Source organism: Mesorhizobium sp. M2A.F.Ca.ET.067.02.1.1, from assembly GCF_004023285.1.
In the GTDB taxonomy this organism is placed as follows: Bacteria; Pseudomonadota; Alphaproteobacteria; order Rhizobiales; family Rhizobiaceae; genus Mesorhizobium.
In genome coordinates, this window is sequence record NZ_RZSB01000590.1 from 1 (window position 1) to 3833 (window position 3833).

5 protein-coding genes are annotated in these 3833 nt (G+C 67.5%); all 5 read left to right on the forward strand.

The features are described from left to right. Positions 1-417 (forward strand): glycosyltransferase family 4 protein (locus EOA28_RS28115; protein WP_128315501.1); only part of this gene is annotated, 417 nt, incomplete at its 5' end. After that, on the forward strand, positions 414-1721 hold the full coding sequence (locus tag EOA28_RS28120; protein WP_126083309.1) for a hypothetical protein: 1308 nt from the start codon (positions 414-416) through the stop codon (positions 1719-1721). The genes EOA28_RS28115 and EOA28_RS28120, both read left to right, overlap by 4 nt. Before the next feature lie 9 nt (positions 1722-1730). Continuing rightward, a complete protein-coding gene (locus EOA28_RS28125) occupies positions 1731-2957 on the forward strand; it encodes a GNAT family N-acetyltransferase (RefSeq protein ID WP_127253783.1) in 1227 nt (408 codons plus the stop codon). A 96-nt stretch (positions 2958-3053) separates the two neighbouring features. Then, the gene (locus EOA28_RS28130; protein ID WP_126083307.1) at positions 3054-3278 is read left to right on the forward strand and encodes a hypothetical protein; all 225 of its coding nucleotides are present in this window, start codon (positions 3054-3056) and stop codon (positions 3276-3278) included. A gap of 265 nt (positions 3279-3543) precedes the next feature. Then, the coding region (locus EOA28_RS28140) for a DNA polymerase ligase N-terminal domain-containing protein (RefSeq protein ID WP_281060932.1) at positions 3544-3833 on the forward strand (290 nt) is incomplete at its 3' end.

Here is a 3833-nt window from a genome sequence, read left to right on the forward strand (position 1 = left end):
GTCGAGGTGCTGCCCTTCGTCTCCGACCCGACCGACCACTATCGCTGGGCGGATATCGTGGCGGTGCCGTCGCGCCGCCCGGAATCGCTCGGTCGCGTCGCCATCGAGGCGATGGGCTGGGGCAGGCCGCCGCTGGTGTCGGCGATCGGCGGACTGGTGGAAGTGGTGGCCGACGGCGAGACCGGCTGGCATGTGCCGCCGGGGGATGCCAAGGCCTTTGCCGGCAAGCTCAGCGAGATCATCCAGCGGCCGGAGCTCTGGCGCGGCTTCGCCGCCGCCGGCCGTACGCGCTACGAGACGCTCTTCAGCGAGCATATCGCCGCCGCCGCGATCGTGGCGATCGTGGCCGACAAGCTGAAGGCCACGCCGCGGCGGGGACGGGCGGGCGTCGCCCGCGAGGCGGAGACGAGCCCGTGAAGTTCACCTTCCCGGCCCATCTGGTGCGGCGCCTCATGCTGATGATCGGCGGCGAGGCGATGCAGAGCGGCTTCCATTTCGCCCTCAACATCGCGTTGCTGCATCTTCTGTCGGCCGAAGGTTACGGCCTCTTCGCGCTGGCCATGGTGATGGGCGGCGTCGGCCTGTCCTATATCCGCTCGCTCACCGCCGTTCCGGCCGCAATATGGATGGGCAAGAGCACCAACAGCGCCGGCGTCGACGCGTATGACATGACCTTCGGATCGGCGGCGCTGGTGGTGGCGCTGCTGATGGGGCTGGGCACGGGGCTGCTGATGCGCCTCTTGGGCGACCCGAGCGGCATCGGCGCCGCCTGCTTCGTCTGCGCCTGGTCGCTGCGCAGCCATATGCGTACGGCATTCTTCGCGCGCCGCATGCAACTCGTCGTCTCCATCAGCGACGCCGCATTCACGATCGCGGGCATAGTGCTGGCGGCAGCGGCGATCTGGTTCTTCGCCAACGCGCTTCAGACCACTTTCTACGCACTTGCCGCGGCCAATATCGTCGGCATCGCGGTGCTGGTGAAACTGGCGCGCCGCAGGCTGCGCGTCTCGTTTCGCGCGCCGACCTGGCGGCGCTATGCAAAGCTCTGGCCGCAGCTCTGCTGGTCGGGGTTCAGCGCCACCACCACCAACATCCAGGGGCAATCCCTGGCGCTGCTGGTCGCGGGCATCGCCGGGCCTGCCGCCTACGCCCCGCTGGCGGCGGTGCTGGTGCTGTTCGCGCCGCTGCGCATCTCCAGTCTAGCCTTCTCGAACATGCTGCAGCCGGAACTTGCAAAGCTGGTGCGCAACAAGGAGTTCGACCGCGTCTGGACGCAGGCCAAGATCTGGGCGCTTGTCATGGGTTGCGGCAGCCTGGCCTATGGCTGCGGCGTCCTGTTCATCCTGCCGATGATCAAATCGCAGGCTCTGCAGCATGCCTCGGTCGGCCTGATCGGGCTCTTCGCCATCGCCAACTTCGTGCCGATCATGGCCTATGTGATGCCGCGCGTGGTCCTCGAGATTCTGGGCGATTTCCGCATCGTCGCCTTCATCACCATGGCCGGCGCGATCGTCGGGCTGGCGACGATCGGCATCCTGCTGGCCGTCGCGCCGTCGACATGGGCGCTGGCCGGCGCCGCGGTGTCGGAGACCTTCGTGCTGGTGGCCTCATGGTATTTCACGGCCAACCGCATGTGGAACCTCAAGCACCCCAACGAGCAGCGCCCCACGATGGTCGGCGCCTGGCGCCGCGCGGCGACGCTCGCCGTGCAGAGACGATAGGAGAATGATGTGGCAAGCCAGGCAATGCCGATGGCCGCGATGACGACCGGCCTGGCCGAGGGCGAGGCCGCGCCGCACGCCGGCGCCGCTGGCATCGCTTACGTGGCGCAGTTGCACACCAGCCTCGAAACGGCCAAGCCGCTCTGGCTGCGTCTCGAGACGACCGGCGTGTGCACCGGCCACCAGCATTTCGCCTGGGCCGAGGGGATCGTCGAGCGGCTCATGCCCCCGAAAGCCGAACTGGCCATCGTCGAATTGCGGGACGCCGCGACGGCCGAACCGGTCATGCTCGTGCCGCTAATGCGGCGCCGCGCGTTCGGCCATTGGGTGGTCGAGTGGTTGAGCTGCGGGGTCTGCGACTACGCGGCACCCTTGCTCGCCGACGCCACGCCCTGGACAAGGCAGTCCGCCGAGGCCGCCTGGGCGGCGGTGCTTTCCGTGCTGCCGCCGGCGGACCGCATCCACATCACCGGTATCCCGAAGGAGATCGGCGGCGTCGCCAATCCCCTGGCGCTGCTTTCGCCGGCGCGCGATTCCATCCATTCCCGTTACGGCATCGCCATGGATGGCGACGCCGACACCGTCGTCAAGCGCATCTGCCGTCCGTCCTTCGTCAAGGCCCTCAACAAGGACCTGCGCCGTCTGGACCGCAATGGTGGCCTGGCGTTGGTGGAAGCCGACACGCCGGCGTTGGTGGACTCGATTTTCGGCAAGCTGGTCGAAATGCGGCTCAGCCGTTTTCGCGAGCTCGGCCGGTTCGATCTCCTGGCGCGGCCGCCGGTCGCCGAGTTCTACCGAAGCGCGGCGCAGCGCGGTCTGAAGGACGGTTCGGTACGCGTCTTCGGCCTGCGCGCCGGCGACGTCATGGTCGCGGTCCAGTACCTTGCGGTCCATCTCGGCACACTGCATGCGCTGCTGGTCTCGATCGACCAGGCCGCGGTGCCCAACGTTTCGCCCGGGCTGTGCATCATGGGCGAGCTGATCCGCTGGGGCCGCGGGCAGGGCTTCGACTATTTCGACCTGTCGGTCGGCAACCAGAGCTACAAGGAGCATATGGGCGCGGTGAAGTCGGTTCTGTCCGAACTTTGCTACGGCATCACGCTGAAGGGCCTGGCCGCGAGCGGCGCCATCAAATATCGCGGCCGGGGCGTCGCCTTCGTGCGCGACAACCCGCGCCTGTTCAAGCTCGCGCAGGACTTCATGCAGCGCTGGCGGCGGCTACGGGCGGGGCGGTGAGCGGGCGGCCTGCGCTGGCCAAATTGACTCACATTCCGCTCTCCGCCATGCTTGTGACAGCCGCATCCTTCGGCGGCAGCGTGTTCGAGTGAGGCCATGGCCAGTCCCGTCTCCAGAGAAAAGTCCCGCCGCGCCGCGGTGAAGTCCGCGCTCGAGCGCCACAAGGTCTATGTCACCGCGCAGCGTTTTTCCGGCGGCACCTACAGCGCCCGCGTGCTGGTCGACGGCGAGGCCTACTGGGTCGACGAGTTCCGGCTGAGCCAGCTGAGGCAGGGGCTGACCCCGGCCGAGCTGGAACTGACGCCGGCGATCGACGATTGATCTCTTTCCTTTGCTCCGCCGCGCTATAGGAAAATCTCAGATGCTGGCGGGACAGCCCCCCTCTCTGTCCTGCCGGACATCTCCCCCTCAAGGGGGGAGATCAGATGTCGCCGCCGGTTTCGCCAATCGCCACCGTTGCAAGAGAGGTGCCGGCGCTCAAACTGCCAATCTCCCCCCTAGAGGGGGAGATGTCCGGCAGGACAGAGAGGGGGGCGAAGGAACTCGGCGTTCGTCGTATTCCATTGCGTTCTTCGGCGCCTGATCCATGCCCGCCAACCTCAAACCCTACCGCGCCAAGCGCGAATTCTCCCGCACCCCCGAGCCCGCGGGCGGCCTCGCCTCCGAGGGCTCCAACCGCTTCGTCGTCCACAAGCACCACGCCACCGCCGATCACTACGACATGCGCCTCGAAATCGGCGGCGTGCTGAAGAGCTGGGCTGTCCCGCGCGGCCCCTCGCTCAACCCGGCCGACAAGCGGCTTGCCGTCGAGACCGAGGACCACCCGATCGAATATATCGACTTCGAGGGCGTCATCCCCGAAGGCGAATATGGCGG